We start from the raw sequence: 23,115 nt of genomic DNA on the forward strand, positions 1-23,115 counted from the left end.
GCGACCAAAGCCGACTGTTCCGGTGCGGCCGGGCCTGTATACTTGCCGCCTATTTGAGGAGCGCTCCATGGTCGAAGATGTAGAAATCAATCGCCTCTATTGGCACAGCCGTCGCGGCATGCTGGAGTTGGATGTGTTGTTGGTGCCTTTCACCAAAGAGGTCTACGCGACGCTCAACAAGGTGGACCGCGACCTCTACGTCCGGCTGCTGACATGCGAAGACCAGGACATGTTCGGCTGGTTCATGGAACGCGCCGAATCTGAAGACCCGGAGCTGCAGCGCATGGTTCGGATGATTCTGGATCGTGTCCAGCCCAAGTAATACGTTTGAATGCCGCTGGCAGGCCTCACGGCTGTTGCTGGCGGCGTATCTCCTTGCCCAGCTGTTCGCGCTGGGTGCGCTGTTGTCCCTCGACCTGCCTTACTCAAGCCTCGGCGTGCTGGTGTGCCTGGCGCATGCTGCCTGGGTTATGCCGCGCCATGTGCTGTTGACTCACCGTTCGTCGGTTCGTGGCCTGCGCCGCGATGAAGGCGGCTGGCAGTTGTGGAGCGCGGCGCGTGGCTGGCACGGCGTGCAGTTGCGTCCCGACAGCCTGGCGTTGCCGTTGATCGTGGTGCTGCGTTACCGGGTGCCGGGGCAGTGGTGGGTGCGCTCGATCTGTGTGCCTGCCGATTCGCAGGCCGCCGATCTGCATCGACGCCTGCGGGTGCGCTTGAAGTTCAGTCGCCGTAGGTGGTTGGCACCAGAATAGTGTCGCGAGCCTCGGGCAGCAGGTCGGGGTAGTCGAGGGTGTAATGCAGGCCGCGGCTTTCCTTGCGTTCCATGGCAGAGCGAATCATCAGTTCCGCCACTTGGGCCAGGTTGCGCAACTCGATCAGGTCGCGGCTGACTTTATAGTTGCTGTAGAACTCGTCGATCTCATCCAGCAGCAGCCGTACGCGGTGTTGCGCGCGTTGCAGGCGCTTGTTGGTGCGCACGATCCCCACGTAGTCCCACATGAAGCGGCGCAGCTCGTCCCAGTTGTGGGCGATGATCACGTCTTCGTCCGAATCGGTGACCTGGCTTGCATCCCAGCGGGGCAGGGCGTCTGGCACGGCGATGCGCGGCAGTTGTTCGAGGATGTCCGCCGCTGCCGAACGGGCGTAGACGAAGCATTCGAGCAGTGAATTGCTGGCCATGCGGTTGGCGCCGTGCAGGCCGGTGAAGCTGGTTTCGCCAATCGCATACAGGCCGGGCACGTCGGTACGGCCGTGTTGGTCGACCATCACGCCGCCGCAGGTGTAATGCGCGGCCGGGACCACGGGGATCGGGCCTTTGGTGATGTCGATGTTGAACGTCAGGCAGCGCTCGTAGACGGTTGGGAAGTGCGTCTTGATAAAGGCTTCGGGCTTGTGGCTGATGTCCAGGTAGACGCAGTCGATGCCCAGGCGCTTCATTTCATGGTCGATGGCGCGGGCGACGATGTCCCTCGGCGCCAGTTCGGCGCGGGGATCGAAGCGCTGCATGAAACGCTCGCCGCTCGGCAGTTTCAGATGGGCGCCTTCGCCGCGCAGGGCTTCGGTGATCAGGAAACTTTTGGCCTGCGGGTGATACAGGCAGGTCGGGTGGAACTGGTTGAATTCCAGATTCGCCACCCGGCAGCCCGAACGCCAGGCCATGGCGATGCCGTCGCCGCAGGCGCCGTCGGGGTTGCTGGTATAGAGGTAAACCTTGGCGGCGCCGCCTGAGGCCAGGATGGTGAAGCGTGCGCCGTAGGTATCGACTTCGCCGCTGGCGCGGTTGAGCACGTAGGCGCCGAGGCAGCGCTCGCCGTCCAGGCCCAGGCGTTTTTCGGTGATCAGGTCGACGGCGACGCGTTGCTCCAGCAGTTCGATGTTGGGGCGTTGGCGCGCTTGTTCGAGCAGGGTCGTGAAGATTGCGGCGCCCGTGGCGTCGGCGGCGTGGATGATGCGACGGTGGCTATGGCCGCCCTCGCGGGTCAGGTGGAACTCGAAACCGCCGTCGTCGCTGCCCGCGTGTTCATCGCGGGTGAACGGCACGCCTTGGTCGATCAGCCATTGGATGGCCTCGCGGCTATGCTCGACGGTGAAGCGCACTGCGTCTTCGTCGCACAAGCCGCCGCCGGCGTTAAGGGTGTCTTCGACGTGGGATTGCACCGTGTCGGTGTCGTCCAGCACGGCGGCGACACCGCCCTGGGCCCAGAATGTCGAGCCGTTGGCCAGGTTGCCTTTGCTCAGTACGGCAATTCGCAGGTGGCTGGGGAGGGTCAGCGCCAGGCTCAAGCCGGCCGCGCCGCTACCGATCACCAGAACATCGTGTTGAAACTGTTGGCTCATTTGAAGGATTCCGCAAAAAGCGATCCAAAGGGCTGGCGCAAACAGGACGCCTGGATCGGCGAATCAAAGGGTCACACGGACCACTAGTATATAGAGGGGGGGAGCGGCACAATAGCCGGGCATTCGTGGCAATGTGAGATTACGGTGCACGGCGTGGGTAAATCGGCCGGTTATTGAAGTGGGAACTTTTTGCATGAGCCCCGACTCAATAGCAGGTTGCCCGAAAGCTGGGAAAACGTTGAGTTTATTGGCCCGTCGGGAGCATTGGACGCGTCAGAAAACCGGCGACAAGATTATTCGCGCAGCCGGCGTTGCCCGTGCTGCGTTTTTCGTGTGTGCCAAATCAGTGCATGCCGGAAACTTGCTTGAAGGGGGAGAACTTTTGCGAAAAGTCCTAGTCTATGTTTGCAAGCCTGATCGTTTAGTTATGCAAGCCTCCTTCAAGTACAACGAGGAGTGTTCATGCTAACCCAGGAAGAGGATCAGCAGCTGGTCGAGCGCGTTCAACGCGGCGACAAGCGAGCTTTTGATCTGCTAGTGCTGAAATACCAGCACAAAATTCTCGGGTTGATCGTGCGGTTTGTGCACGACACCCATGAAGCGCAGGACGTTGCACAGGAAGCCTTTATCAAGGCGTACCGTGCACTTGGCAATTTCCGCGGTGACAGTGCGTTTTATACGTGGCTGTACCGCATCGCCATCAACACGGCGAAGAACTATCTGGTGTCTCGCGGACGCCGCCCACCGGATAGCGATGTTAGTTCAGAAGATGCTGAATTCTACGATGGTGATCACGGCCTCAAAGATCTCGAGTCGCCGGAGCGTGCATTGCTGCGCGACGAGATCGAAGGCACCGTTCATCGCACCATTCAGCAACTGCCAGAAGATTTGCGTACGGCGTTAACTTTACGTGAATTCGACGGTCTGAGTTACGAAGACATTGCGAGCGTCATGCAGTGTCCGGTGGGGACTGTAAGGTCACGGATTTTCCGGGCCCGGGAAGCCATCGATAAAGCCTTGCAACCGTTGTTGCAGGAAAACTAAAGACAGCGGCGACAGCCAAGAGAGGAACCGCCATGAGTCGTGATGCCCTGCAGGAATCGCTGTCCGCAGTGATGGATAACGAAGCGGATGAACTGGAACTTCGTCGAGTGCTCAACGCATTTGATGATGCCGAAACCCGTGACACCTGGTCTCGTTACCAAGTCGCTCGGGCGGTGATGCACAAGGATCTTCTAATCCCTCGTCTGGATATTGCTGCGGCCGTTTCTGCCGCTCTGGCTGATGAAGCCGTTCCGGCAAAAGCTGCTCGTGGTCCATGGCGCAGCCTGGGTCGCCTGGCAGTCGCTGCCTCGGTGACCGTTGCTGTGTTGGCAGGCGTTCGCCTGTACAACCAGGACGAAATCGCCGGTGCCGAACTGGCCCAGCAGACTCAGCAACCGGTGATGGCTGGACCCCAGGTCAAAGGCCCAGCGGTACTGGCCGGCTACAAGGAAAGCTCTGACACCACCGGCCCGATGGCCAATGGTGTTCTGCAAGGGCAATCCGGCTGGCAAGACCAGCGTCTTCCAGGCTACCTGCGCCAACACGCTCAGGAATCAGCTCTGAAAGGCACTGAAACCGCTCTGCCCTATGCTCGCGCAGCAAGCCTGGAAAACCGCTAATCCGTAAGGAGCTTTATGCGCGCCATACCGCTCCTTACGCTTTTGCTCAGTGGTTGGTTTGCACTCCCCGCCCATGCCGATGAAGCCCAAGACTGGCTGACTCGACTTGGGCGTGCAGAGCAGCAGCAAAGCTTTCAAGGTACGTTCGTCTACGAGCGTAACGGCAGTTTTTCTACCCATGACATCTGGCATCGTGTCCAGGACGGTCAGGTCCGTGAGCGGCTCTTGCAGCTCGATGGCTCTGCCCAGGAAGTCGTGCGGTTGGATGGCCGCACCCAGTGTGTCAGCGGCGCCCTTGTCGCAGGCCTTGGTAATTCGCGTGATGCACCATCACGTGCGCTCGATCCGCAAAAACTCAATGAATTCTATGAACTGGCCGTCATCGGTAAATCCCGCGTGGCCGGTCGTCATGCGGTGATCGTTTCAATCACGCCGCGTGATCAATACCGTTACGGCTTTGAGCTGCACCTGGACCGTGAAACCGCCTTGCCGCTCAAGTCCCTGTTACTCAATGACCAAGGGCAGTTGCTGGAGCGTTTCCAGTTCACGCGCTTGAACACATCGGCGGTGCCCGATGATCGCGATTTGCAGCCCAGCAGCGAATGCAAGGCTATTGCCGCGGCCAACGGTAACGCGCCAGAAGTCGCTTCAACCGAGCACTGGCATCTGGAATGGTTGCCCCCAGGTTTTCAACTGACCAACAGCAGTGCCCGCAAAGACACCCAGACAAAAGCCACAGTCGACAGCCTGATGTATGAAGACGGCCTGGCGCGTTTCTCGGTGTTCCTTGAGCCGATCAACGACGCAAGCGTGACTGAGACCCGCACCCAGCTGGGCCCTACGGTTGCCGTCTCGCGCCGCCTGAATACGGTGGACGGTGAGATGATGGTGACGGTTGTTGGCGAAATCCCCATTGGTACCGCCGAACGTATCGCGCTATCCGTGCGCGGTGAAAAAAAGACCACCGCCCAGCCGTGAGTTGTTAATCCTATGTTCATCTTGAGCTTTCACTGTGAGGCCCATGCCGGGTCGGTTGCCGAGAGCATGAAATGAATGGATCAGCATTTTCACTTGCAAAAATCCCCCATGTTTTTTATAGGTCAGGGCTTGTCGGCCCTGGCCTTGTTTTGTTCGCGGAACAAAAATGTCGGTCGCAGTTTCCGACGTTTCTTGAACCCTGTCGCTCAACCCTGCTCGTCGTAACGGGAGCTGTATGTCGATACCACGTTTGAAGTCTTATCTATCCATAGTCGCCACGGTATTGGTGCTGGGCCAGGCCTTGCCTGCGCAAGCGGCCGAGCTGCCTGACTTCACCCAATTGGTTGAACAGGCCTCGCCTGCGGTGGTGAACATCAGTACCACGCAGAAACTGCCGGATCGCAAAGTCTCCAACCAGCAGATGCCAGACCTTGAAGGCTTGCCGCCGATGCTGCGCGAGTTCTTCGAGCGCGGCATGCCACAACAGCGTTCCCCGCGTGGTGGCGGTGGCCAGCGTGAGGCCCAGTCCCTGGGGTCGGGTTTCATCATCTCGCCGGATGGCTACATCCTCACCAACAACCACGTGATTGCCGACGCTGACGAGATCCTCGTACGCCTGGCGGATCGCAGTGAGCTGAAAGCCAAGCTGGTGGGCACTGACCCGCGCTCCGACGTGGCCTTGCTGAAGATCGAAGGCAAAGACTTGCCAGTGCTGAAGCTGGGCAAATCCCAGGACTTGAAAGCCGGGCAGTGGGTTGTCGCCATTGGTTCACCGTTCGGTTTTGACCACACTGTGACCCAAGGCATCGTCAGCGCCATTGGCCGCAGCCTGCCGAACGAGAACTACGTACCGTTCATCCAGACCGACGTGCCGATCAACCCGGGCAACTCCGGTGGTCCGCTGTTCAACCTGGCCGGCGAGGTCGTGGGCATCAACTCGCAGATCTACACCCGTTCCGGTGGTTTCATGGGCGTGTCGTTCGCTATCCCGATCGACGTGGCCATGGACGTTTCCAACCAACTGAAAAGCGGTGGCAAGGTCAGCCGTGGCTGGTTGGGCGTGGTGATCCAGGAAGTGAACAAGGATCTGGCTGAGTCGTTTGGTCTCGACAAACCGGCGGGTGCCCTGGTTGCACAGATCCAGGACGACGGCCCAGCGGCCAAAGGTGGTCTGCAGGTAGGTGACGTGATCTTGACCATGAACGGTCAGCCGATCGTCATGTCGGCGGATCTGCCCCATCTGGTCGGCGCACTCAAGGCCGGCAGCAAGGCCAAGCTGGAAGTGATCCGTGAAGGCAAGCGCCAGAACGTTGAGCTGACAGTCGGTGCCATTCCGGAAGAGGGCGCCACGCTGGATGCCCTGGGCAACGCCAAGTCGGGCGCCGAGCGCAGCAGCAACCGCCTGGGCATTGCCGTGGTCGAGTTGACCGATGAGCAGAAAAAGAGCTTCGACCTCAAGAGTGGCGTGGTGATCAAGGAAGTGCAGGACGGTCCTGCTTCCCTGATTGGCCTGCAGCCAGGTGACGTCATCACCCACCTGAACAATCAGGCGATCGACAGCACCAAGCAGTTCACCGACATCGCCAAGGCGCTGCCGAAGAATCGCTCGGTGTCGATGCGTGTGTTGCGTCAGGGGCGTGCCAGCTTCATTACCTTCAAGCTGGCCGAGTAATCCGCTAGCTCAATAAAAAGCCCCGCCTTCGGTTAACGAAGGCGGGGCTTTTTTGTGGGCGGAATTTGCTGGCTCAGATCGCTCCCACGCTCTGCCTGGGAGTGCAGCCCCGGACGCTCCGCGTCCCGCTGTACCGGCGACGCGGAGCGTCACCGGAGGCATTCCCACGCGGAGCATGGGAACGATCACGTTCACCGTGTGGGGTTTAGCTCATCATTCCTTTCACCAAGCGTTCCTGTTCGATCAGCTCACGCTGGCGCGCGTCGATGCGTGACGACAGCGGGAAGTTGCTGCCCGCCCTGCGTTTGGCGAAGTCCAGTTGCTGAATGGCCTGCTGGAAGTCGCCCACCAATGCGAAGTACTCGGCGCGTGCCTGGTGTAGGCCAATGATATTGCCGGACAGGCCGCGCGTTTCGGCAACTTGATACCAGACATCGGGATCATCAGGACGGGATTTAAGCAGGCCGTCCAAGGCCTTCTCCGCCTCGGCGGTGCGGTTCTGCTTGAGCAGCAGGTCTACCCGGATCTGATTCAGCGGGTAATTGCCGGGATATTGGGTCAGCATTCGATCGGTACGCTGCTGGGCATCGGGCAGATGGTTGTTGTCGATTTCCAGCTGGATCAGCGCCAGGTTGTAAGTAATGTCGTTCGGCGCCTTGGCAAGCAGCGCCGTCAGGTTCTCCCGCGCTTGTTTGAACTGGGAGCCTTTGATCTGAGCAATGGCCAGGCCGTAGCGCGCCACATCGTTTTTCGGGTTCTCGTCCAATTGTGCCTGGAAGCGTTTGGCGGCTAGGCCTGACGTGTCCTCGTATTGCAACTGCACCCGTGCGCGAATCAATTGATAGCGCAGGCTGTCTTCCTTGCCGCCAGGTTTGGCTTGTTCGGCCCGGTTGCGGGTGTCGGCGATCCGCGATTCGGTTACCGGGTGCGTCAGCAGGAACTCAGGCGGCTTGGCGTCGAAGCGGTATTGGCGCCCCAATCGTTCGAACATGGACGGCATGGACCGCGGGTCGTAGCCGGCTTTTTCCAGGTTGAGGATGCCAATACGGTCAGCCTCTTGCTCGTTCTGGCGCGAGAACCGGCGTTGCTCCTGGATGGCTGCGGCCTGGGTGCCGGCAATTGCGGCAATGCCGGCGTCGCCTGCACCGGCGGCAGCGGCGATGATACCGCCGAGGAGGGCGGCCATCATCGGGATCTGCATGCGTTGCTGGGCTTCAACGCCACGTGCGAAGTGGCGTTGCGACAAGTGCGCCAATTCGTGGGCCAGTACCGAGGCGTATTCGCCTTCGGTCTGCGCGTTGAGGAACAGGCCACCGTTGACCCCGACGATCCCGCCAGGTGCGGCGAAGGCGTTGAGCTGCGGGCTGTTGATCAGGATGAACTCCAGGCGCCGGTCATTCACCTGGCTGGTCTCCACCAGTTTGTACACGCTGGTTTCGACGTAATCCTTGAGCTGCGGGTCGTTGAGCTGTGAGACCTGGCCGCGCAGGTAGGCCAGCCACGCACGGCCCAGCTGGTATTCCTGTTGAGGCGAGACAATGGCAGAACTGGCGTCGCCAAGTGACGGCAGGTCGTCAGCGAAGCCTGGGGAGGCCAGCAGGCAAGCCAGCGTCAGCAGGGTGGGGCGCAAAAAAGTCATGCACAGAGCCTTTCGACAAAGAGCTTACTGTAGCCGGACACTGAGCTTCGGACCAGATATTCTAAGCAGCCCAAACGCATGCCCGGAGTAAAACCATGACCGACGCTGTAGCCTTCGATGCCGAACTCGATGCCAGCGGCCTCAATTGCCCGTTGCCTTTGCTCAAGGCCAAGCTGGAACTCAACCGATTGGCCAGCGGCGCAGTGCTCAAGGTCATCGCCACGGACGCAGGCTCCCAGCGGGATTTCAGGACGTTTGCCAGGTTGGCCGGTCATACCCTGTTGCACGAAGAAGACGCCGCCGGTGTGTACCGCTACTGGTTGCGCAAGGCCTGAAAAAATAGCCCCACCATGCCGAGGTTGATTGATGTTCAAAGTGTTACGAGACTGGATTCAGCGCTACTTTTCCGATGAAGAAGCGGTGGTGCTGGCGGTCCTGCTGTTTCTCGCCTTTACGGCGGTGCTCACCTTGGGCGGCATGCTGGCGCCGGTATTGGCGGGGATGGTGTTGGCCTACCTGATGCAGGGCCTGGTCACCACCCTGGAGCGTTTGCGCCTTCCGGGCGGCGCAGCGGTGGGGCTGGTGTTCGCGTTGTTCATGGGGCTGCTGGTGCTGTTTATCGTGGTGGTGCTGCCGTTGCTGTGGCACCAACTGATCACCTTGTTCAACGAACTGCCCGGCATGCTCGCCAAGTGGCAGTCGTTGTTGCTGTTGTTGCCGGAGCGTTACCCGCACCTGGTGTCGGATGAGCAGGTGTTGCAGGCCATTGAAGTGGCGCGCGGCGAGATCGGAAAGTTCGGGCAATGGGCGCTGACCTTTTCCCTGTCCAGCTTGCCGTTGCTGGTCAACATCATGATCTACCTGGTGCTGGTGCCGATCCTGGTGTTTTTCTTCCTCAAGGACCGCGCCATGATCGGGCGCTGGGTGCGCGGCTACCTGCCGCGCGAACGGGCGTTGATTACCCGGGTAGCCGAAGAGATGAATCGGCAGATCGCCAACTACATCCGTGGCAAGGTCATCGAGATCATCATCTGCGGCGGCGTGACCTACATCGCCTTCATCGCCCTGGACCTGAACTACGCCGCGCTGCTGGCCTTGCTGGTGGGGTTGTCGGTGGTGGTGCCCTATGTCGGCGCCGTGGTGGTGACGGTGCCGGTGACGTTGATCGCGTTGTTCCAGTGGGGCTGGAGCGACCAGTTCATCTACCTGATGGCGGTCTACGGGATTATCCAGACCCTGGACGGCAACGTGCTCGTGCCGCTGCTGTTCTCGGAGGCGGTCAACCTGCATCCGGTAGCGATCATCTGCGCGGTGTTGTTGTTTGGCGGGTTGTGGGGATTCTGGGGGGTGTTCTTTGCGATTCCCCTGGCGACGCTGTTCAAGGCGGTGCTGGATGCGTGGCCTCGGCAAGAGCCAGTGGTAGCACCGCTGTTGTAACTGTAGGGGCTTCTGTGGCGAGGGAGCTTGCTCCCGCTGGGCTGCGTAGCGGCCCCCAAAAAAGCTGGGAGCGCTGCGCACTCCAGCGCGAGCAAGCTCGCTCGCCACAACAAGCTCGCGCTTTTATCCCTTGTTCAATGCCTGCGCCGCTGCCAAAACAGCATCCACATGCCCAGGCACTTTCACGCCGCGCCATTCCTGACGCAGCACGCCGTCCTTGTCGATCAGGAATGTGCTGCGATCAACACCCAGGTATTCCTTGCCATACAGTTTCTTCAGCTTGATCACATCAAACAGCTGGCAAACCGCCTCGTCCTTGTCGCTGATCAGCTCGAAGGGGAATTCCTGCTTGGCCTTGAAGTTCTCGTGGGACTTCACGCTGTCCCGCGATACGCCAAACACTTCGGTGTTGGCGGCCTTGAACGCCGCGTACTGGTCGCGGAAACCCTGGCCTTCGGTGGTGCAGCCCGGCGTGCTGTCCTTCGGGTAGAAGTAGATCACCACTTGCTTGCCCTTGAGGGCGGCGAGGCTGAAGGTCTGGCCGCTGGTGGCCTGGGCTTCGAAATCGGCTACGGGTGTGTCGATGACAACCGGCATGGAGCGTTCCTTACATTGGGTTCTGTGGGCGCCAAGGTTCGATCAGTGCGTCGAGGTTCAGCGCATCGGCGAAGTCCAGGAACTGATCGCGCAACCAGCTGATCTGCACGCCGGCCGGCAAGGTTACGGTGAACGTGGCGTTGAGCATGGTGCCGCCGGTTTGTGGCGCCTGGTAGGTGTCGCAGGTCAGGTTCTCCAGTTCGACGTTGTGGTCGATAAAGAACTGGCACAGCTCGTTGACGATGTCCGAGCGGTAGGCCGAGCTGACATAGGCCACATAGGGCAGGGCCTGCGGGCGGTTTTCCAGGGCGGCGCTGCGCACCACGTTGACGGTGAAATTGTGTTTCTTGGCCAGGCCGGGCAGGCCGGTTTCCAGGCGCGCCAGGGCGTCCCAGGAACCGGAGATCTGCAAGACCAGTGCACTGCACTCGCCGTGGCGGGTCAGGCGGGAGGTCACGACGGCGCAGCGGTTCTCATGGCTGGCGCGGCACAGGACGTTGGTCAGCTCCATGGGGTTGGCGCCGAGGGCACTGATAACAAGGAATTGTTCGCGAACTGTGGGGGTGGACATGCAGCCTTCCTAAAGCGATGAGCGGTCGATACCGCGTGGGCTGTATCGATCAAAGGCTGAAGGGTAGCGAAAAGCGCAGCCAAGGGCTAGGAGGTGGCGTTTTCATTGCGTGAACGGCTGGATTTCGACCCTCTTAAAGGCAGGCTTTGGCCCAATGATGGCATTGCCCGTCGTTTAGTTGCGCCAGAACGCATCCTCAGGCGGTACTTCGCTTGTGCAAGCATCTTGGCGCCAGTACCATTACGGCTCTCTTTTTCCGGCAGGAGCGGTTGCATGATTGCGGGCAGTATGGTGGCACTGGTCACACCCATGGATGCACAAGGTCATCTCGACTGGGACAGCCTGGGCAAACTGGTGGACTTCCACCTGCAAGAAGGCACCAACGCCATTGTGGCCGTCGGCACCACGGGTGAATCGGCCACCCTCGATGTGGAAGAACACATCCAGGTCATCGAATTCGTGGTCAAGCGCGTTGCGGGCCGTATCGCCGTGATCGCCGGTACGGGCGCCAACTCGACGCGTGAAGCGATCGAGCTGACCAAGAACGCCAAGAAGGCCGGCGCCGATGCCTGCCTGCTGGTGACCCCGTACTACAACAAGCCGACCCAGGAAGGCTTGTACCAACACTTCCGCACCATTGCCGAAGCCGTTGATATCCCGCAGATCCTCTACAACGTGCCGGGCCGCACCGCTTGCGACATGCAGGCCGCGACCGTGATCCGCCTGTCCACCGTGCCGAACATCATCGGTATCAAGGAAGCCACCGGCGACCTGCAGCGCGCCAAGGACATCCTGGCCGGCGTGAGCAGCGATTTCCTGCTGTATTCCGGTGACGACGCTACTGCGGTCGAGCTGATCCTGCTGGGCGGCAAGGGCAACATCTCCGTGACCGCCAACGTGGCCCCGCGTGCCATGAGCGAAATGTGCGCCGCCGCCATCGCCGGTGACGCCGTGACCGCGCGTGCGATCCACGAGAAGCTGATGCCGCTCAACAAGACACTGTTTATCGAATCCAACCCTATTCCCGTGAAATGGGCGCTGACTGAAATGGGCATGATGCCGGACGGTATCCGTCTGCCGCTCACCCGTCTCAGCGAAGCCTGTCACGAACCGCTGCGACAGGCCCTGCGCCAGTCCGGCGTCCTGGTTTAATTGAGGAAGCACTACGCATGAAGCGATTGGCCGGACTTTCCGCACTTGCCTTGATTATCTCCAGCACCAGTGGCTGCGGTTGGATCTGGGGCCCGGAAGGCTACTTCCGTGACCGCGGCAGCGATTACCTGGAAGCACAAGCAACCAAACCGATGCAACTGCCGCCGGACGTCAACGTCGCCAAGCGCCTTGACCCGTTGCTGCCGATCCCGCGCAACGTTGCCGACGACACCACCAAGGGTGAGTACGTCGTGCCACGCCCACAGCCGATCTCGGCCGTGGCGGATGCCAGCGACTACAGCCTGCAAAAAAGCGGTGATTCGCGCTGGATCGTAGCTCAGCGCCCACCTGCCGAAGTCTGGCCGGTGGCCGTGCAGTTCTTCCAGGACAACGGTTTCCGCATCGACCAGCAACGCCCGCAGACCGGCGAATTCACCACGGCATGGCAGCAGGGCAGCGAACTGTCCGCCACCATGGCCAAGCGCCTGCAAGCCGGTGGTGTAGCCGCCGACAGCGAAGCCCGTGTGCGTGTGCGCATCGAGCCAGGCGTGCAGCGTAATACCAGTGAAGTCTATGTGGTCAGCGCCGAGCGTCCTGCCGGCAGCACGGCCAACGTTGATTTCACCAACCGTTCGGTCAACACCGGTGTCGACTCGGCATTGGTCGACGAGATGCTGGCCAGCATGAGCCGTATCTCCGAGAAGGGCGGTTCGGTTTCCCTGCTCGCGGCACGTGATTACGACACCCCAAGCCGCGTCAGCCTCACCGAAGACGGCAGCGGCAACGTGGTGCTGAACCTCGGCGAAGACCTGGACCGTGCATGGGCCAGCGTTGGTCGCGCCCTGGAGCAGGGCCCTTGGCGTGTTGAAGACATCAACCGCAGCCTGGGCCTCTACTACATCAACGTGGCTGAAAAGGCCGAGCGTAAAGATGAAGAGCCAGGTTTCTTCAGCAAATTGTTTGGCAGTGCGCCGACCAAAGAAGAGATCGAGACCCGTGCCGAGCGTTACCAGGTTCGTTTGAGCAAGGTTGGCGAAAGCGTGCAAGTCACCGTCGAGAAGAACATCAACACCGTTGCGCCAGCTGAAACAGCGCGCAAAGTGTTGGGCGTGATTCAGGACAACCTGGGCTGATCCGATGCGTTTTGCCGTTCTCGGCAGCGGTAGCCAAGGGAACGGCACGCTGGTCGCACATGACGACACGTATGTGCTGGTGGATTGTGGTTTCTCGTTAAAAGAAACCGAGCGACGCCTGCTGCGCCTGGGGGTTCACCCCGCGCAGCTGAGCGCGATACTGGTGACCCACGAACATGCCGACCACGTGCATGGCGTGGGTTTGCTGTCTCGGCGCTACAATCTTCCGGTGTACCTCAGTCGCGGCACCTTGCGCGGGATGCGCAAACCCATAGAACCCGCAGGTTTCCTGGCCGGTGGTGAGCAACTGCAAATCGGTGCCTTGAGCGTCGATGTGATTGCCGTCGCCCACGATGCCCATGAACCGACGCAGTATGTATTCAGTGGCGGAGAGCGACGTTTCGGCGTGCTCACCGACCTGGGTTCCTACTGCTCCAAGGTACTGGACGGTTACCGCGACCTCGATGCGTTGATGATCGAGTCCAACCACTGCCGAGACCTGCTGGCGCGTGGTCATTACCCTCGCTTTCTCAAGCAGCGGGTGGGCGGCGAACTGGGACATTTGAACAACCACCAGGCGGCGTACCTGGTGTACGAGTTGGGCTGGCAAGACCTGCAACACCTGGTCCTGGCCCACTTGAGCAGCAAGAACAACCTGCCGACGCTTGCCCGGCAATGTTTTGTCGACACCCTCGGGTGCGACCCGGACTGGCTGCAACTGGCCGATCAAGATTCAGGGCTCGACTGGCGACACATCGCCTAGCCCACCTCACTCAAAGCGGAGCCCATCATGGAAAAACGTGAAGAACTCTACCGCGGCAAAGCCAAGTCGGTGTACAAGACCGACGACGCCAACCGCCTGATCCTGCTGTTTCGCAACGACACCTCGGCGTTCGACGGCAAGCGCATCGAACAGCTGGATCGCAAGGGCATGGTGAACAACAAGTTCAACGCCTTCATCATGCAGAAACTCGAAGAGGCCGGTATTCCGACCCAATTCGACAAACTGCTGGGCGACAACGAGTGCCTGGTGAAGAAGCTCGACATGATCCCGGTCGAATGCGTTGTGCGTAACTACGCCGCCGGCAGCCTGGTCAAGCGCCTGGGCGTGGAAGAGGGCCTCAAGCTCAATCCTTACACGTTCGAACTGTTCCTGAAGGACGACGCCAAGGGCGACCCGTTCATCAACGAATCCCACGTCGTGGCGTTCGGCTGGGGCACCGCTGAGCAACTGGCGCGCATGAAGGAGTTGTCCCTCAAGGTCAACGACGTGCTGAACAAGCTGTTCGACGACGCCGGCCTGCTGTTGGTGGACTTCAAACTTGAATTCGGCGTATTCCACGACGGCTCCATCGTCCTGGGCGACGAATTCAGCCCGGACGGCTGCCGCCTGTGGGACAAGGACACCAAGAAGAAGATGGACAAAGACCGCTTCCGCCAAGGCCTCGGTGACGTCATCGAAGCTTACGAAGAAGTCGCCAATCGTCTCGGCGTACCGCTTTAATCGACGCAAGCATCTGATAGCACGGAAAAAAATCTCGTTTCGAGCTTTGCTTTCCTGAATCACACTGTTATGATGCGCGCCGTTGGAGAGATGCCAGAGTGGCCGAATGGGACGGATTCGAAATCCGTTGTACCTTCACCGGTACCTAGGGTTCGAATCCCTATCTCTCCGCCATTATTGAATACGACTAAGCCCCTGAAATGGTTGAACATTTCAGGGGCTTTTTCGTTGTTGGGGTTTGGTTTAGGGCAAATTTTGGGCAAAACTGCGAATTGCTGAACTATCTCTTCTGGCGGTTAGGTTACTGATCTGAACGTAGGCACCATTCGTTGAGACTTATACCCAGAGTCAGCATTTCGTTATGTATCTCGACGGTGCCTAAAAGTACCTCCTGCACCCAGTAGCTCCTGAACGCTCTTCCTTGATATTCGAAGGCTGCTACTTCAGCTCCCCCTCCCTGATATTCGCCAGTAGCATCATGGCGCCTCTGGGACGGTAGATGAGAGACGAGCTGGCGGTGTTTGATCGTATTGCTGAAACCCGAGAGATAGCGGAACCAAGGGAGTTTGGTGACTCGGGTTATCTCCTTTTTCAGGGGGCCCTGGGGAAGTCCATCCCTCACCTTGCTGATGTTGCAGTGTTCTATGCAGAAGGGCTGAGGCAGGGCTAAGGCATTCACAATCTGAGCAAAGATGTCGAATGCGTTGCGAGTGATATTGATTGCAGCAATTAGGTTCGCTTCGCTGGCGAGTTTTGCATCTTCGAACTCATCATCGGCTCCCATCATCATTGCCCCGGCGAACATTTTTATCCCATCAGGGTCGTGCTCAGCTTGATAAGAGGCGAATGCGTCGCGAGCAAGACACTTGTGATACTGGTAGATAAGCAGGGAGTGGCTCACAGAGTCCACAGTGCTCAAAAGCCAGGCCTTGTTGGGTTCGTTGATGCGAATGTGTTCTTTCAGTGCTGCTAAATCCCATTTCCTTGGCATGGTCGTTCCTTTGGTGTTCGTACTGCCAGTTTTTGGACGCAGATCAGAGTAGTGTTCTGAAAGTCGATGGGTGTGATGGCATTTTGCGATCTTGCCAGATACCCTAAGCTGATGACAACGGGGCAGTAAGCATGAAGGTATTTCGCGTAGCTATTTCGCTGTTTTTTTTTGTTTGCATGCCTGTTGCTACTGCGCCTGGACCTCTGGGCATAGCTGATTGCCATACCGTTCGCATGAATGCTTAAAGGGCGTTGCTGTGGCTGATAGGGGCTAAAGCAGCGACTTGGTATTGGGAATGACAAATGTTCCACCAGCGGTGAATACCGGATAGTTTTTTTGCTATGAGGAGATCTGCCAAATGTCCATCGACGAAGTTGATTTTCGATCTACGCCGCTGCTAACTCTTTGCACATCCGCGACTAATGCGGTCTCTGAGCTACTCAGTTTTCGTGAGTTTGGGCTTTTTGATAATGTTACTGCATTAGAATATTCTGAATACTTCAATGGGGCTGTATTAGTTGCATGTCAGGCGTATGCGGCTGGGGTGGTCGCAGATGTTAATAGAATTAGAAATTTACTTGGTGAGCCCCGAATAAATAAATTTGAGTTGTATAGGCAGGGCTCTTTAGTTATTAATGGGTTCACGCAAGTAGAGTTTATCAATGCGCTAGCGAATTTTTTCAAGCATAGGGATGAGTGGGAGTTAAAGCCGGATCCTAGAACTATGAAGGTTTTGAATGCTTTTGATGTTTTTGAGACAATGGATTTTCCTCTACATTCAGGGATTCAAAAAATTCTCGGAGAATCAACTGATCTTCGCGGAGTTTTTAGAGTTTTGGAGGAATGGAGATTTATTCAATTTGAGGGTTTGCGTGGGTTGGGTAATGTTTAGCTTATCTTGCTGGTGACGGGGCTTTAAGATCGAGGTAAGGTGGTTTTTAATTTTTATGTAATTTATTTTATTTGTTGAATTTATATGGTGTGAGTTAGATGATTTCAAGTAATAAGTTTTTGTATAGGATTATGAGGTTTGACCATGCTGTGCAGGTTCTGAAAGGATCGCTCTACTTCTCGCATCCATCTCAATGGGAAGATCCTTATGAAACACATGTAAAACATAACTATGATCATGCGATTTTTGCTCAGTGCTGGACGACGGCCAGCATGTCGGATGCGATGTGGAGAATATATTCGCCTAATTTTCTTGGCGTTCGACTTCGTACGAAAGCTGGTAAGCTTGCGAAGGCTATGCAAAGCTATACCGCAAAGAATGAAGGCTTTAAAAGGCGTCTGAAAGAGGTTGAATACCTAGATCAGGCGAGTTATAAGAAGGAAACTACTCAAATTGAGCTACTCATAGCTGATGATGACTATAGCTGTCCTTCATTGGGGGCTGATCTACTATGTATCAAAAGATCTGCGTTTGAGCATGAGAATGAAGTTAGGGCGATTTTGTTTGACTCCAATGCTGAGCGAAAAGAAGGTGGTGTTCTAAAGGGTATTTCTGTTGAGTTCTCTGGTGTCGATTTAATTGATTCTGTACTTCTTGATCCTAGAGCTCCGGACGAGCTTTGTAATGCTATGCGCCATTATATTAAGGATGTGTTAGGGTTTTCTGGTGCTGTAGAGAAGTCAAAGCTTTATACTGTCAACACTCGTTAGTTAAAAGGAGGGTGAATGGTGTTTTGCTAAATGCATTAATCTTTATGCAAGGGTGCGGTATCTATTTCATGGCATATTTGTGGTTCGCAAATATGTTTTTGAAGAGGTGGTGGTTAAGTTTAGGTGCTTTCAGTTGGTACACCTACGGTGTCATGCATATTTAATTGTTTAAGACTAGTCAATGCCTAAGGCCGAGCATTTTTGAAACGATGCCCGCCATGCTTTTGGTATCTTTTGGAATCCACCTGCCGTGGTGCCTTCTCACCATGGTGGTATCCGCATGATCCAGCTGCCGAGCTACCCACTCGACCGGCACGTAGCTCGACAGCATTTGACTGGCAAACGTATGTCGACATTGGTTCGCACCACGATGCCTGACCTCTGCTTTCTTAAGATTAGCAGTATGAATAGCCCTTAGTTTTGTAGAAAGATCCGACTGACTCTTTTTGGCCGATTGTGTTGAAAAAGTCGGCTTGCCCAAAACGCTCGAATACGTATGTGTGAAAAGACCTCTTTTGCACGCTGCTATGTGAAATCCGAGCCCCGAACTTACTGCCAAGAATTCAGATTTCAATCTCAGGCGTGTACTTTTCTGCCGTGGAGTTCGAAGTCGACTGCTTTCAACAGAATCGGCCGATAGCTGCCGGCCATCAACGGCAGCTAGTGCAGTGGTGTGCCCTTTTTTCAAAGCTGATCAGCCTCCAAGAAGCGCTTTAGCAAGATCAAGCTTATCAATATGAAAATCAACCAACATACTCGAGTTAGCCCATTAAGCTTGGCGTTAGCTAATTTAGACGAGTCTAAGAGACTTTTCCTTGAGTCTTCAATTTTTTCTTGAATATCTTCTACGCCCACAACGATGTCATCGTATTTCTTGGTTGAACGTTCAAATTCTTCCGAAAGCAGGTTGATATGACTGATTACGTTGTTGTTTAAAGAGGTTATCATCCAGGTCGAAATGATCAGTCCGACGAGTATTACTAGATAGTCCCAAGTGGTTGTGGCAGGTTTTAAAATAGCACCCACTGCGACTATGCCGCCAGGCACGGCAAATGCTTTTGTTTGCTGAGCAATAATTGCGTCTTGAACTTTTCCTAAAAAATTCACACAATCGCTTTCAATATCAGTCAGAATTTTGTTGACTGAGAATTTACTTACATAAACCTTATAGCGTTCGTTGTATTTTTTGTAGAAAGTCGAGATGGATGCCATAATTATGTAGATATTGCAGTTTTTTTCATCTTTCAAAAAATCCGTCAACGTTTCCCTCATAACATGACGCCGTTCTTCACAATGAACGTCATCATCGGCCATTGCGGCTGCATGAATTGTTTGAGCGTGCTTCACTCCCTTGTCATCGACCTCAATGCTCATTAGGTCACAGCACTCCATCAAATATGAGACTTCTAGCTTTGAAAGAAGTGACTCTTTAGAGCTGAAGAAAATATATTTGAGAGTCTGGCTGTCGTCGCCTTCGCTATGGCAGAGCGTTTTGAGTGTTTCTCTGACCAAAAAATACAGGGATAACAGTCGGGAAATCGACGCATGTTGATCTTGGTCCATGCCGATGATGTGCATGTGTTCAGGCTTCGTGCTGCGCGTTCGTAACGAAAACCACATCGTTTCGACGTTCGTAAAGAACGGCACATAACCCTCGTCCCATGCTGAGGGCTTCAGCAGGAAAAGCTCATTCCCAATCAGATCCAGACTGTCAGGGCTGTGACAGCCATAAGTTTTGAGAAACTCACGGGCGTCTTTTATATCGAGAGACTTCGTATCGAGTATGAGCTGATCATCATCCTGCGAGATACGATCAAGCATTTTTTGAGCCTGACGAGTGGGCATCGGCGTTTATGCCCTTGAGTCTGTTTGATACCTCGGTTGGAAGCTTGATTTTCAAATACACGAAATCCTTGTCGACGCTGAGGTCGGCATTGCTCTCACCAACGGCTACGGCGTCTAGCTTCAAGCGGCCCGCGAACTCACCCGAGGGTAATTTAACATCGACATATCCCATGCTCTTCGCGGCAACACCAGAGGGCTGGAACTCTTCACTTACCTTAAAACGCTCAGAGTTTTCTGAAATAAATTTGATGAGGCCGCCAAGGTGAGGCGATCCCGGTTGAAGACATTTATTAATAACGTGCTGGATTTCGGAAAGGTGCACACGTTCGCCGGCTTTGTTTTCTATATAGCTAACAACACGATTGTGAATTGTGCGCCGTTCCGAGGAAGGCAAGTCACCTGCATGGTCCGTAAGGTATGCACCCAAGGCTTCTTTTAAGTTATTAACGCAGACCTTTCCCGGCATTGAATCAGAGCAGCCCAGTGCGACGTTGAAAAATTCGCTTTTTGAATTTCCATTAATAAAATAAAGATAGGAATCGCCTGTATTCTGCGGGAATCCTTTTCTAAATTCTGTCAGGTCCATACAGGCTGCTTGGCGAAAGTCCTGGAGGTTTAAACTCTCCGTCCCTCTGGGATTAAGATTTGTGTCATCGTCAAAATCATATCCTCCCCTTTTGCCAAGCATAACGATCAAGAGATGATCCACCTGCCGGTAATCACGATAGTGTGAAAATACCACGTAGCCTTCATTGAGAGAGCGGCGTGCGGGGTCGTTTGCTTCGTGGCACAACCGTTCCATCACGCCAGCGACAAGCGCGTCAAAATCGGCATTGCTGGAATATTTTGAGAAATTATCGGCAGCAGCGAGCATGTTTGGATCTACGTACCCGTAGATTCTTCCAGTTTTGGAAAACTTTTTTCCAATGAGATTAACAAAGTCAACACATATTGGAGACTCAAGATCCCAATCACTTCCTTTATTACTATCGTAGAATAATAGGCCACCGAGTTTTTTCTTGAAAAACTTTGCTGCACATGCGTTCAACACAACGAGCGACTTCACCTCAGAGCTTTTAGTTTGCGCATCTGGATTAGCATCAGGTGTAGTCTGCGTTTGATCGTCCATGCCATGCTCGTCCGTATTGACCATGATTGCCGACGCCTCTGGCGTCAGCTGAAAGTCGTTGATGGTAGCACAGTGATGCTACGTGTAATGCTATCTGGCTGGGGCGATCGACCTGAAGGGCTTAGTCACTTGTGTGCTGGTGCTACTCCAGCTAGCGGTCTCTGAGAGCAACGTAATCGCAGACGGATTCTAGCGCGGTGGATGATGGTGCGTTCAATACGAATCCGGATGCTTCTGATGTCCCCATCAATTGCGAGACAGTCATAGATAATTTACGAAGACTTAGGGCATTTCTAGGGCAAACCCAAGGCCTTTCTAGGCATCTCCACGCCATCCCAAAACCCAAAACCACCGAGATAGACGGCTTGAACCGGCCCCGGCGTCCGCTTCAAAGCGTTCGAACCCCTATCTCTCCGCCATTACATAGAAAAAGCCCCGTAGCTGAATAAGCTACGGGGCTTTTTTGTTTTGGTGATTTTTGTAATTGGCCACCCATTGCATGACTAGCTCAAACGCTCTGCCGCCTTTTGATAAGCCTGATCACGCTCGCGCTTATCAACGGCCACCACTACCACCGTGATTTCCTGATCAATGACTTGATAGACCAACCGGTAACCGCTGCTGCGCAGCTTGATCTTGTAGCAGTCCGGCAGCCCATGCAGGCGATTGGCTTCAATCCGTGGATTGTTCAGTATCTCCACTAACTTCTTCTTCAACTGCTGACGGATGGTGTTGCCGAGTTTCTGCCATTCCTTCAATGCGCGCGCATCAAAATCAAGGCTATAGGTCATCTATCGAAACCCTTACTCGTTGGGGGGATGCCAAACGTTCCCGCACGGTGGCCATCAAGGCTTCATCGTCTTCAGTCATGAGGACCGGCTTGAAAGGCAATTGACCGCGATCTGCCACGTATTGCAGGGCCTGGCGCATCAGTTCGGAAGGCGTGACGCCGAGTCTCTCAAGCTCCAGATAGGCGCGAGCTTTCAGGTCGTCGTCGATTCGAATGTTTATGGATGCCATGGAAGACTCCTCATGTAATGACGTTTGTCATTACATTGGATCAAGAGTGTCAGGGTTTCAAGTCTGATTCGACATATGGCGTCCACGTCTCCCGCGCGAACCTACTTCTTACCCTTCGGCTTTGGCGAAGGTTTTTTATCCGTCTCCCTTACCGTCTCCCTCGGTCTTTTCTTTGCTTCACCCTCTGTCACGTACTCCCCGGTGACCGCATCACGATACTTCGTTGGCATATAAGCTCCTTATCAGCCTGTCGCCACGTCGGCGACCTTTTCAAGGCTAGTTCAGGCGCTTGGGCTTACACGTTCCATTGTGTGAGGGCTCATTACGAATGATTTGCCGAAACTGCGATTGCCGAAATGATGCTCCGGCCTAAAACTGAAAAAGCCTGCTGGGCTCAATGCTCAGCAGGCTTTTTTGGACGGTAACGTTCTGCTCAGGCCGGCTGAGCCACCAAGCTATTACTCACCTTGCGCCCCAACACCAACACCGTCACAAAGCCCGCGCCCACCAACATCGTGGCCAGGCTCAGCAGCACCGCGCTGCCCATCTGGTCGACGATGCGCCCGCCAAAGAACGAGCCCAAGGCAATAATTACCTGGAAGAGGGCGACGAACAGTGGCATGCCACGTTCGACGTCCTTGGGTGCGACGACGAACATCCAGATGCTGGCGCACGCCGGGAAGGCGCCGAAGGCGAAGCCCCAGAGTGCGATCAGCATCGCTGCGCCGGTCATGCCGGTGGCGAAGTGGGGGAACAGGGCGGTGCTGGTGCCGATCATCAGTGCTACCAGCAGTAAGGTGTTGCGCACGCTGCGATTGGCGGCGAAACCGGCAAAGATATTGCCCAATACCCCGGCCACGCCGTAGAGCAGCAGCAGCGAACCAATCGTTGGCCCATCGAAGCCGGCGCTCTGTTTGAAGAACGGCGCGACGTAGGTATAGGCAGCAAAGTGCGCCAAGCCGATCAGCAATACCGCGATCAAGCCGACCCGCGCTTGTGGGTTGATAAACAACGCGGGCAGGTCACTGACGCGAATGGCCTTTTCCGGGGTGAGCCGGGGCAGCAGGAATACCTGCGCCAGCAGCACCGGCACTCCCACCAGCGCGGTGACCAGGAAGGTCATGCGCCAACCCATCAGGCCGCTCAGCCAGGTGCCGACGGGCACGCCCAGTACGGTGGCCAGGGTCACGCCCATCATGATGATCGAGGTGGCCTTCGCGACACCCACGCCCTTGGGCGCCAGGCGGCCGCTGAGGGCGATCGCCGTGGCCCAGAAACCGCCGATGCTGATGCCCAGCAGCACGCGTCCGAACAGCAGCAGGTTGAAGTCGCTGGCGAAGGCGACGACCGAGTTGGCGATGATCATGATCAGCGTCAGGCTGATCAGCAGGTAGCGACGGTCCATGGTGCCAATAAACACCGACAGCAAAGGCGCGGCGAGGGCGGCCATGATGCCGGGCAGGGTCACCATCAGGCCTGCATGGCCGGCGCTGATGCCAAGGTCGCTGGCGACGTCGTTGAGCACGCCTACCGGCAGAAATTCACTGGTGACCAAGGCGAAGGCGCCCACGGCCACCGAGAGAATGGCCAGCCACTGCTGTTTGACGCTTTGTTGATTATGTTCGGGAAGGCCGCTAGGGGCCTGGCTGGCGCTTGGCATGGTGTTGGGGTTCCAAGGTGCATGTCGCCTGAAGCCAGGCGAGGGGAGGGAGTCAGGCGAGGATTATATGAATCGGTCGGGAATATCGAGCAGGCGCTCGTTTCGATAGTAATCATCAGTGCTA

At 56.2% G+C, this 23,115-nt stretch carries 24 protein-coding genes and 1 tRNA gene; 15 read left to right on the forward strand and 10 right to left on the reverse strand.

The genetic code is table 11. From position 1 onward, the window contains the following. Positions 1-67: 67 nt before the first annotated feature. A complete protein-coding gene (locus ACZRMO_RS03845; protein WP_010212215.1) occupies positions 68-322 on the forward strand; it encodes an FAD assembly factor SdhE in 255 nt (84 codons plus the stop codon). Further along, complete coding sequence (locus ACZRMO_RS03850) at positions 306-752, forward strand: protein YgfX (protein WP_463971953.1); 447 nt, start codon at positions 306-308, stop codon at positions 750-752. The genes ACZRMO_RS03845 and ACZRMO_RS03850 overlap by 17 nt, the downstream gene beginning before the upstream one ends. On the opposite strand, the gene nadB is transcribed toward ACZRMO_RS03850, so the two are convergent. Continuing rightward, complete coding sequence (nadB, locus tag ACZRMO_RS03855; protein WP_463971954.1) at positions 721-2,337, reverse strand: L-aspartate oxidase; 1,617 nt, start codon at positions 2,335-2,337, stop codon at positions 721-723. The genes ACZRMO_RS03850 and nadB overlap by 32 nt on opposite strands. A 462-nt stretch (positions 2,338-2,799) precedes the next feature. Between nadB and rpoE the strand changes: the two genes are divergently transcribed. From rpoE to ACZRMO_RS03875, 4 genes are all read left to right on the forward strand, one after another. Next, a complete protein-coding gene (rpoE, locus tag ACZRMO_RS03860) occupies positions 2,800-3,381 on the forward strand; it encodes an RNA polymerase sigma factor RpoE (protein WP_003172477.1) in 582 nt (193 codons plus the stop codon). A 32-nt stretch (positions 3,382-3,413) separates the two neighbouring features. Beyond that, entirely contained in the window at positions 3,414-4,001 is a 588-nt protein-coding gene (locus tag ACZRMO_RS03865) for a sigma-E factor negative regulatory protein (RefSeq protein ID WP_016975168.1), read from the forward strand. Between the two features lie 15 nt (positions 4,002-4,016). Further along, positions 4,017-4,979: a MucB/RseB C-terminal domain-containing protein gene (locus tag ACZRMO_RS03870; protein WP_463971955.1), complete on the forward strand. Its 963-nt coding sequence runs from the start codon at positions 4,017-4,019 to the stop codon at positions 4,977-4,979. A 235-nt stretch (positions 4,980-5,214) separates the two neighbouring features. Beyond that, entirely contained in the window at positions 5,215-6,651 is a 1,437-nt protein-coding gene (locus tag ACZRMO_RS03875; RefSeq protein ID WP_124525841.1) for a DegQ family serine endoprotease, read from the forward strand. A 205-nt stretch (positions 6,652-6,856) separates the two neighbouring features. Here the strand turns inward: ACZRMO_RS03875 and ACZRMO_RS03880 are convergent, their stop codons facing one another. Then, a complete protein-coding gene (locus ACZRMO_RS03880; RefSeq protein WP_017736335.1) occupies positions 6,857-8,290 on the reverse strand; it encodes a M48 family metalloprotease in 1,434 nt (477 codons plus the stop codon). 95 nt (positions 8,291-8,385) lie between these two features. Between ACZRMO_RS03880 and ACZRMO_RS03885 the strand changes: the two genes are divergently transcribed. After that, complete coding sequence (locus ACZRMO_RS03885; protein ID WP_064451315.1) at positions 8,386-8,625, forward strand: sulfurtransferase TusA family protein; 240 nt, start codon at positions 8,386-8,388, stop codon at positions 8,623-8,625. 31 nt (positions 8,626-8,656) lie between these two features. Continuing rightward, on the forward strand, positions 8,657-9,727 hold the full coding sequence (locus ACZRMO_RS03890; RefSeq protein ID WP_124525840.1) for an AI-2E family transporter: 1,071 nt from the start codon (positions 8,657-8,659) through the stop codon (positions 9,725-9,727). 123 nt (positions 9,728-9,850) lie between these two features. On the opposite strand, the gene ACZRMO_RS03895 is transcribed toward ACZRMO_RS03890, so the two are convergent. Both ACZRMO_RS03895 and ACZRMO_RS03900 read right to left on the reverse strand, forming a co-directional pair. Beyond that, a complete protein-coding gene (locus ACZRMO_RS03895; protein WP_463971956.1) occupies positions 9,851-10,324 on the reverse strand; it encodes a peroxiredoxin in 474 nt (157 codons plus the stop codon). A 10-nt stretch (positions 10,325-10,334) separates the two neighbouring features. Beyond that, the gene (locus ACZRMO_RS03900; protein WP_017137336.1) at positions 10,335-10,895 is read right to left on the reverse strand and encodes a glycine cleavage system transcriptional repressor; all 561 of its coding nucleotides are present in this window, start codon (positions 10,893-10,895) and stop codon (positions 10,335-10,337) included. A 273-nt stretch (positions 10,896-11,168) separates the two neighbouring features. Between ACZRMO_RS03900 and dapA the strand changes: the two genes are divergently transcribed. The 5 genes from dapA (at position 11,169) to ACZRMO_RS03925 (ending at position 14,858) form a co-directional block, all read left to right on the forward strand. Next, positions 11,169-12,047, forward strand: a complete 879-nt coding sequence (gene dapA, locus ACZRMO_RS03905) for a 4-hydroxy-tetrahydrodipicolinate synthase (protein ID WP_124525838.1) — start codon at positions 11,169-11,171, stop codon at positions 12,045-12,047. 17 nt (positions 12,048-12,064) lie between these two features. After that, positions 12,065-13,180 (forward strand): outer membrane protein assembly factor BamC, encoded by a 1,116-nt coding sequence (bamC, locus tag ACZRMO_RS03910; RefSeq protein WP_124525837.1) that lies wholly within the window; start codon positions 12,065-12,067, stop codon positions 13,178-13,180. A gap of 4 nt (positions 13,181-13,184) precedes the next feature. Then, positions 13,185-13,943 (forward strand): MBL fold metallo-hydrolase, encoded by a 759-nt coding sequence (locus tag ACZRMO_RS03915; RefSeq protein ID WP_207044702.1) that lies wholly within the window; start codon positions 13,185-13,187, stop codon positions 13,941-13,943. 27 nt (positions 13,944-13,970) lie between these two features. Next, positions 13,971-14,684 carry a phosphoribosylaminoimidazolesuccinocarboxamide synthase gene (gene purC, locus ACZRMO_RS03920; protein ID WP_017736329.1) on the forward strand — a complete coding sequence of 238 codons (714 nt, stop codon included), beginning with the start codon at positions 13,971-13,973 and terminating at the stop codon, positions 14,682-14,684. A gap of 84 nt (positions 14,685-14,768) precedes the next feature. Beyond that, a tRNA-Ser gene (locus ACZRMO_RS03925) sits at positions 14,769-14,858 on the forward strand. 127 nt (positions 14,859-14,985) lie between these two features. Here the strand turns inward: ACZRMO_RS03925 and ACZRMO_RS03930 are convergent. Beyond that, entirely contained in the window at positions 14,986-15,675 is a 690-nt protein-coding gene (locus tag ACZRMO_RS03930; RefSeq protein ID WP_463971957.1) for a hypothetical protein, read from the reverse strand. Between the two features lie 358 nt (positions 15,676-16,033). On the opposite strand from ACZRMO_RS03930, the gene ACZRMO_RS03935 reads away from it, so the two are divergent. Further along, entirely contained in the window at positions 16,034-16,567 is a 534-nt protein-coding gene (locus ACZRMO_RS03935) for a hypothetical protein (protein WP_463971958.1), read from the forward strand. A gap of 98 nt (positions 16,568-16,665) precedes the next feature. Beyond that, a complete protein-coding gene (locus tag ACZRMO_RS03940) occupies positions 16,666-17,337 on the forward strand; it encodes a DUF2971 domain-containing protein (protein ID WP_463971959.1) in 672 nt (223 codons plus the stop codon). Between the two features lie 684 nt (positions 17,338-18,021). On the opposite strand, the gene ACZRMO_RS03945 is transcribed toward ACZRMO_RS03940, so the two are convergent. The 5 genes from ACZRMO_RS03945 to ACZRMO_RS03965 form a co-directional block, all read right to left on the reverse strand. Then, the gene (locus ACZRMO_RS03945; RefSeq protein ID WP_463971960.1) at positions 18,022-19,182 is read right to left on the reverse strand and encodes a hypothetical protein; all 1,161 of its coding nucleotides are present in this window, start codon (positions 19,180-19,182) and stop codon (positions 18,022-18,024) included. Beyond that, positions 19,151-20,311 (reverse strand): nucleoid-associated protein, encoded by a 1,161-nt coding sequence (locus ACZRMO_RS03950; RefSeq protein ID WP_463971961.1) that lies wholly within the window; start codon positions 20,309-20,311, stop codon positions 19,151-19,153. Before ACZRMO_RS03950 ends, ACZRMO_RS03945 begins: the two co-directional genes overlap by 32 nt. A 503-nt stretch (positions 20,312-20,814) precedes the next feature. After that, the gene (locus ACZRMO_RS03955) at positions 20,815-21,102 is read right to left on the reverse strand and encodes a type II toxin-antitoxin system RelE family toxin (RefSeq protein WP_124525835.1); all 288 of its coding nucleotides are present in this window, start codon (positions 21,100-21,102) and stop codon (positions 20,815-20,817) included. Further along, the gene (locus ACZRMO_RS03960) at positions 21,092-21,331 is read right to left on the reverse strand and encodes a type II toxin-antitoxin system RelB/DinJ family antitoxin (RefSeq protein ID WP_124525834.1); all 240 of its coding nucleotides are present in this window, start codon (positions 21,329-21,331) and stop codon (positions 21,092-21,094) included. Before ACZRMO_RS03960 ends, ACZRMO_RS03955 begins: the two co-directional genes overlap by 11 nt. Before the next feature lie 433 nt (positions 21,332-21,764). Further along, entirely contained in the window at positions 21,765-22,991 is a 1,227-nt protein-coding gene (locus ACZRMO_RS03965; protein WP_463971962.1) for an MFS transporter, read from the reverse strand. Between the last annotated feature and the right edge of the window lie 124 nt (positions 22,992-23,115).

This window comes from Pseudomonas sp. B611 (assembly GCF_055407965.1).